We start from the raw sequence: 6,796 nt of genomic DNA, 5'->3' as shown, positions 1-6,796 counted from the left end.
AACTGCGCCATCATCACGGAAATCTCAAGCGTCACGGTCCACAGGCGCGTGGCGTGCATATAGTCTTCCGCCTGAAATGCGCCGTCCTTGTAGAAGGTCAGCAAGTTCATCGACGCAAGATTACAGGCCGTGTCATCAAGGAACATATACTCCGAACACGGGTTCGATCCGCGGATCGCGCCATCTTCTGGGCATGTGTGCCAAGCGTTGACGGTGTCGTGGTACTGGATGCCCGGATCTGCACAGGCCCATGCCGCGTGGCCAACCTGCTCCCACAAATCGCGGGCTTTGATGATCTTGGCGACTTCACCGTTGCGCCGGTTAACCAGCGTCCAGTCCGCGTCATTTTCGACAGCCTTCAGGAACGCGTCCGTCACACGGATCGAGTTATTCGAATTCTGGCCGGAGACACTGTTATAGGCTTCTGAATCCCAATCTGTGTCATAGGTCGGGAACTCAATGCTGGAATAGCCCTGCTTTGCGTAATCCAACACCCGCTTAATGTATGTCTCTGGGATCGCGGACTTTTTCGCGTCCTTTACGGCGGCGGCGAGCGTGTCGTTGGTCTTTGGATCATAGGCTGCGATCTCTTCGCCGTCCCATGATTTGATCGCCGCGAAGATCGCGTTCAGGTACCGCGCGTGCATCTTGGAGCCCGCAACGATGGACGCCACCTTCTGCTCTTCGATGACCTTCCAGTTGATGAATTCCTCGATATCAGGGTGGTCGGCATCGACGATCACCATTTTTGCCGCACGACGCGTTGTACCACCGGATTTGATTGCACCAGCGGCACGGTCACCGATCTTCAGAAAGCCCATCAGGCCCGATGACTTGCCACCGCCCGACAGCGCCTCGCCATCGCCACGCAAGGATGAGAAGTTTGTGCCGGTCCCAGATCCATATTTGAACAAACGCGCCTCACGGACCCAAAGATCCATGATCCCGCCGTCATTCACGAGATCGTCACTGACGGATTGGATAAAGCAGGCGTGTGGTTGCGGATGCTCATAGGAAGATGCCGATTTGGTCAGCTCACCTGTTTGGTAATCAACATAATGGTGGCCCTGTGCCGGCCCATCAATGCCATAAGCCCAGTGCAGACCTGTGTTAAACCACTGCGGGCTGTTTGGTGCCGCACGCTGGGTGGCAAGCATGTAGCGCATTTCGTCGAAATAGGCTTTGGCATCGGCCTCGGTTGTGAAGTAGCCGCCCTTCCAGCCCCAATAGGTCCACGCACCTGCCAGACGGTCGAAAACCTGTTTTGCGGATGTCTCACCCCCGAATGTCGCGTCCTCGGTCGGAACGGAGCGCCACAGGAACTCTGGCACGCCCTTTTCCTTCACGCGTTTCACTGCGGATGGCACACCCGCTTTGCGGAAATACTTCTGCGCGATCACGTCAGAGGCCACCTGGCTCCAGCTTGCCGGGATTTCGCAATCGTCGAGTTTGAAAACGATTGTACCATCCGGGTTGCGGATCTCAGAGGTGGTCGTCTTGAATTCAAGCGCGCCGTAAGCGCCAGTCTTTGCTTTTGTAAAACTGCGTTCGATTTTCATTGTCTCTGCCCCGTATTAATGCGCCGTCGTTGCGGCTTGATCTGAATACGTCGCGTGGGCGACGTGGGTCGTGAAAGGAGCAGCGCCGAGCGGCAATAATATATCCGCCCGGTCAAGAACCGGGTGAACGCCAATGAGGTGCCTCATCGGCACTCTAAACTTCGAGCTGTCCCATTTACCAGCACCACAAATAGTGTCGTAGCGGCCGGTTCGCACACCTTGAACCAACCACCCCTAGTGGGTCAACGGAATTTTAACACAAAATACAGATTTATCTTGTTGACGGCAGCGCTCTGAAATGGGCGTCGGTCAGCCGCCCGATTCACACACAGTTTTGTCCACAGCGCAGCCGCCGAGCATGAATTGCAGAAACCCTTTTAGACGGCAGGTTTAGGTCAAAAGCTTCAGACAAAGCCTCAACATGCGCCATCTGCGTTAACCTTCCGCTAAGCATGTTCCACGCGGCAAGATGTGTGTTTTTGATGCAATGGTTGCGATCTATCCGGCGCCGCTCATCGCACCAAAGCAGTGAAACAAAGAATCAGCCTACGCCATGTAAAGCCAGGTCATTCCGCCCAAAACCCTTGACGCAAAGGCGCTTTGCGCCGCGACAAGCAAGATATGAAATGCAAGGTAGTTTTTTGAAGTGGTCGGGGCGGAGAGATTCGAACTCCCGACCCTCTGTTCCCAAAACAGATGCGCTACCAGGCTGCGCTACGCCCCGAACCATGGCGTGTCTTTAGCCAAGCCAAACTGATTTGAAAACCCCTAAAGCGGCCTGATGAAAACGCGTCATGCAGTTTTTTGACGGTGCATCATGCCAGAATCACAAGGCCGAAGCGAAAGCTCACGGGTCCGATCAGAATATTCGGATTTGGTCCTAACCGTGCATGTCTTGGACACAGGCCATGATCGCCTCAGGTCCGAAGCTGGGGTGCTGCAAAACATCCCCCACCGAAATTCCCAACCGCGATGCCATCCCGCCGTTGATCTCAAGCACCATCTGCACCCCGTCGCCGCCCGGAATTGGGGTCAGATCGCCCGGGATCGCGTTTTCATGTATGCGCAGAACTTCGCCATCAGGCGCCACAAAGAGCATATCCAGCGGAATGAGCGTATTCTTCATCCAGAAACTCACAGGCTGCGCACGGTCATAGACAAAGAGCATACCAGAAAACGTCGGCATCTCTTCGACAAACATCAAGCCCTCTGCGCGTTCTGCATTGTCGTCGGCGATCTCGACCGTGAAGCTGGCCTGCCCAAAATCACCCTTGATCGTGACTTTATCCTCAGCACATGTCGCCCAGAGCGGTTGCGCGGCCAATACAAAAGCAAAAGAGAGCACGGAAAGTTTCATTTGGCGACTGTCTCCCAACCTATGACTTCCACTGCCATGCGGCCGCGTTCCCCATCAACCAGACGCAGGCCCACTGCCTCCCCCGATTGCAGATCAGACAGGCCGGAATGACGCAGGACCTCGACGTGAATAAAAATATCGTCCTGACTGCCAAAAATATTGGCAAAGCCAAACCCTTTACCCTTGTCGAACCATTTCACACGTGCCGGTTCAACCGGACGGCGTGCAATTTCTTCGGTGGTATAGGCCGCCATATCCTTGAGTGGCGGGTTTTCCGCGAAAGCCGGTGGCTTGATATCGACGACTTCGATTGCCTGCAGACCACGCTGGGTGTCCTGGACCTTGAGTACAACTTCAGATCCATCTACGACCGAACCTTGCCCAAAATTGCGCAAGACATTTGCATGAAGCAGAATGTCGGGACCGCCCTCATCAGCGATTACAAACCCAAAGCCCTTGCCCGGATCGAACCATTTCACGTGACCATGCACTTGCCGTGCCGGATCTGAACCGCTGTCCATTTGTAATTCCTTCAAGACGCCATCGATTCGCCCCGGCGTCTAAACTTCGATTTCCCCAAGCTAGCGTGATTGCGCCAGCATTCAACCAAACACGCGATCAAAACGCGGCCTTTTTAAGGCGAAAGCCTCAAAACATCCCAATCTTGACCAAGTGTATCACGTGACCAACGAAATCGGTCATGCAACCGGAACGCCCCATCCGACCAGAATTCGATCTCCAGTGGCGCGATTCGAAACCCACCCCAAAAAGCGGGTCTGTCGGGCCTGGGGCCTTTCTCTACCGTCAATCTTGCCACATCCGCCATCAACGTCGCCCGCGACGCCAGTGGTTGCGATTGCCGGGATGCCCAAGCCCCCAAGCGGCTTTGCAAAGACCGCGACTGATAATAGGCGTCGGCTTTCGGACCGTCTTCTTTTGTGACCGTACCACGCACGCGTATCTGCCGCCCGAGAGACTTCCAATGCATCACAAATGCCGCTTTGCCTGCCTGCGCAAGTTCCTGACCTTTGCGGCTTTCGTAGTTGGTGTAGAAAACGAATGCTGCGTCCTCGATCTCTTTGAGAAGCACCATGCGCACATTTGGCATACCGCTTTCGTCAACTGTAGAGAGTGCGATGGCGTTGGGGTCGCCGGGCTCTGTCGCGATAGCCTCTTCAAGCCACCTGCGCGCCATTACAAACGGATCGTCGCCCGCAAAGATTCCACTCCGGTCAGACATTGCTGATCCCATGATTTTTCGCCCCGGCTACTGCTTATTCGGAATTCTGAACGCTCGCAAGGCATTTGCAAACGCAATCCAATAGGTTGCCCGACCGGTTTCAATCACTTAAACGAAGCGGACACATTCCGTGGCGCGCGCAAAAGGATAGCCAAAATGACATCGCAACTGATGCAAGGCAAACGTGGCCTTATCATGGGTCTGGCCAATGACAAATCAATCGCTTGGGGTATCGCAAAGGCCTGCGCCGATGCTGGCGCCGAACTTGCATTTTCCTATCAGGGTGAGGCGCTCAAGAAACGCGTTGACCCGTTGGCAGCGTCGGTGGGCTCTGACATTGTTCTGCCCTGCGACGTGGGGGATGAGGCCACTATCGATGCGCTTTTCGCGTCCCTGGAGGCGCGTTGGGGCAAGCTGGATTTCATCGTCCATGCGATCGGATTTTCGGACAAAAACGAATTGCGCGGGCGGTATGTTGATACTTCACGTGGCAACTTTCTGACATCGATGGATATCTCGGTCTATTCCTTCACCGCCGTCGTGCAGCGGGCGGAGAAGATGATGACGGAGGGCGGCTCCTGCTTGACGCTCACTTACTACGGGGCAGAGAAAGTCATGCCGCATTATAACGTCATGGGCGTGGCCAAAGCCGCGTTGGAAGCCTCGGTAAGGTATCTGGCCGAAGACCTGGGCAAAGACAATATCCGTGTCAATGCAATAAGCGCGGGCACGATCAAGACGCTCGCAGCATCGGGTATCGGTGATTTCCGGCTCATTATGAAATGGAACGAATACAACGCACCCCTACGGCGGACGGTGACGCAGGAAGAGGTTGGCAAGTCGGCACTCTACCTGCTGTCTGACCTTGGCAGCGCGGTCACGGGCGAAGTACTGCATGTAGACGCCGGCTATCATGTCGTGGGCATGAAAGCCGTCGACGCGCCTGATGTGACGAAAGAATAGGAAACCGCCGATGACTGATCGTCTCCCTCATGAAAAAGGCTTCCACATCAGTTGGGATCAGATCCACCGCGACAGTCGGGCGCTCGCTTGGCGACTGGACGGGCACGGGCCGGACGATGGCGCATGGCGCGCGGTTGTCGCGATCACGCGTGGTGGGATGGCACCGGCAATGATCGCAGCGCGCGAATTGGACATCCGCATAGTCGATACAATCAGCGTCAAAAGCTACGACCATCAGGATCAGTCCCAGGCAAAAATCCTCAAAGCGCCGGACGCGGCATTGATGGGCGATGGCACCGGCATCCTGATTATCGATGATCTGGTCGATAGCGGGAAAACGCTCGAACTGGTGCGCGACCTTTATCCCAAAGCGCATTTCGCCACTGTCTACGCCAAGCCCAAGGGGCGACCGCAGGTTGATACCTTCATCACCGAAGTCAGTCAGGACACATGGATTTTCTTTCCTTGGGACATGGCGCTGCAATATGTCGAACCTTACCGCGGCAAAGACTGACCCCGCCCTTCTTCCGAGGATAAATATCCCCGCCGGAGGCATCTGAACCGAGACCGCGGCACTGCCGCCCCTTTTGGGACACTGCCATGAGCCAGACACGCACCACCGCCACCTTTGCACCCCCGGTGATGGAGGCACGGCGCTGGCTTGATGGCGTCTCCCACCCAGCAGATCGCCCGTTGCTGAATGTCAGCCAGGCGGCCCCGGTTGATCCGCCGCCCGCCGCGATGCGCGAAGCGATGGCGCAGATCATCATGCAAGACGCAGAGGCGCATCTTTATGGACCCGTCCTGGGTCTTCCTGCATTGCGCGAAGAAGTGGCGCGGCAGTGGTGCAAGAACTACGGCGGAATAATAAAGCCGGATCAGGTCGCGATCACATCAGGCTGCAATCAGGCCTTTGCCGCAGCGATTGCCACCCTTTGCACCGAAGGCGATGAGGTCATCATCCCGGTCCCTTATTACTTCAACCATCGCATGTGGCTCGATATGTCTGGGGTCACGACGATGCCGCTGATGGTTGGCGCAGGCATGATCCCCAGTGCCGACGATGCAGCCAAGCGCATCACCAGCCGCACCAAAGCCATTGCACTTGTCAGCCCCAATAACCCTTGCGGCGTTGAATACCCAGCCGAGACCCTCCGCGCTTTCATGGATTTGGCGCGGGCAAAAGGGATCGCGCTGATCGTCGATGAAACCTACCGCGACTTCGACAGCCGCACCGGTCCGCCACATGATCTCTTCAGCACGGATGATTGGGACGACACGTTGATCCAGCTCTATTCATTCTCCAAAGCCTACCGTCTGACGGGGCACCGCGTCGGCGCGGTCATTGCTGGCGCGACACGGCTGGCAGAAATCGAAAAGTTTCTTGATACCGTCACGATCTGCCCCAATCAGCTCGGCCAGCGCGCGGCTCTTTGGGGAATGCAGCACCTTGGAGACTGGCTCGCGGGCCAAAGACTGGAAATCCTCGACCGCCGCGCGGCCATCCATGAGAATTTCCCCCTGCTCGTCGACAAGGGCTGGCAGCTCTTGGGGTGCGGCGCATATTTTGCTTATCTGCGGCATCCATTTGCGATGTCATCCGCGGATCTTGCACCGCTCCTGGTGAAGGAGGCCGGCGTTTTGCTGCTGCCCGGAACAATGTTTATGCCCGATGAT

6 protein-coding genes, 1 tRNA gene and 1 pseudogene are annotated in these 6,796 nt (G+C 56.2%); 3 read left to right on the top strand and 5 right to left on the bottom strand.

Translation table 11 applies throughout. The annotated features are described in order from the left end of the window. The 5 genes and pseudogenes from ACFDSS_RS12660 to pdxH all read right to left on the bottom strand — a co-directional run. Positions 1–1,559: pseudogene (locus ACFDSS_RS12660) on the bottom strand (vitamin B12-dependent ribonucleotide reductase); the annotation flags it as partial. Positions 1,560–2,206: 647 nt separating this feature from the next. Further along, positions 2,207–2,283 (bottom strand) — tRNA-Pro (locus ACFDSS_RS12655). Between the two features lie 156 nt (positions 2,284–2,439). Continuing rightward, positions 2,440–2,916, bottom strand: a complete 477-nt coding sequence (locus tag ACFDSS_RS12650) for a DUF192 domain-containing protein (RefSeq protein ID WP_375256096.1) — start codon at positions 2,914–2,916, stop codon at positions 2,440–2,442. After that, on the bottom strand, positions 2,913–3,437 hold the full coding sequence (locus ACFDSS_RS12645; RefSeq protein ID WP_375256095.1) for a cold-shock protein: 525 nt from the start codon (positions 3,435–3,437) through the stop codon (positions 2,913–2,915). Before ACFDSS_RS12645 ends, ACFDSS_RS12650 begins: the two co-directional genes overlap by 4 nt. 113 nt (positions 3,438–3,550) lie before the next feature. Next, positions 3,551–4,156, bottom strand: coding sequence for a pyridoxamine 5'-phosphate oxidase (gene pdxH, locus ACFDSS_RS12640; protein WP_375256094.1), 606 nt, complete (start codon positions 4,154–4,156; stop codon positions 3,551–3,553). A 156-nt stretch (positions 4,157–4,312) separates the two neighbouring features. On the opposite strand from pdxH, the gene fabI reads away from it, so the two are divergent. The 3 genes from fabI to ACFDSS_RS12625 form a co-directional block, all read left to right on the top strand. Continuing rightward, a complete protein-coding gene (gene fabI / locus ACFDSS_RS12635; RefSeq protein WP_375256093.1) occupies positions 4,313–5,119 on the top strand; it encodes an enoyl-ACP reductase FabI in 807 nt (268 codons plus the stop codon). Positions 5,120–5,129: 10 nt separating this feature from the next. Further along, a complete protein-coding gene (gene gpt, locus ACFDSS_RS12630; protein WP_375256092.1) occupies positions 5,130–5,633 on the top strand; it encodes a xanthine phosphoribosyltransferase in 504 nt (167 codons plus the stop codon). A gap of 86 nt (positions 5,634–5,719) precedes the next feature. Further along, on the top strand, positions 5,720–6,796 hold a 1,077-nt coding region (locus ACFDSS_RS12625; RefSeq protein WP_375256091.1), incomplete at its 3' end, for an aminotransferase.

The organism is Yoonia sp., from assembly GCF_042093035.1.
Lineage (GTDB): Bacteria > Pseudomonadota > Alphaproteobacteria > Rhodobacterales > Rhodobacteraceae > Yoonia.
The sequence above is the reverse complement of the archived record's forward strand: the minus strand, read 5'-3'. Positions and strand labels throughout refer to the sequence as shown.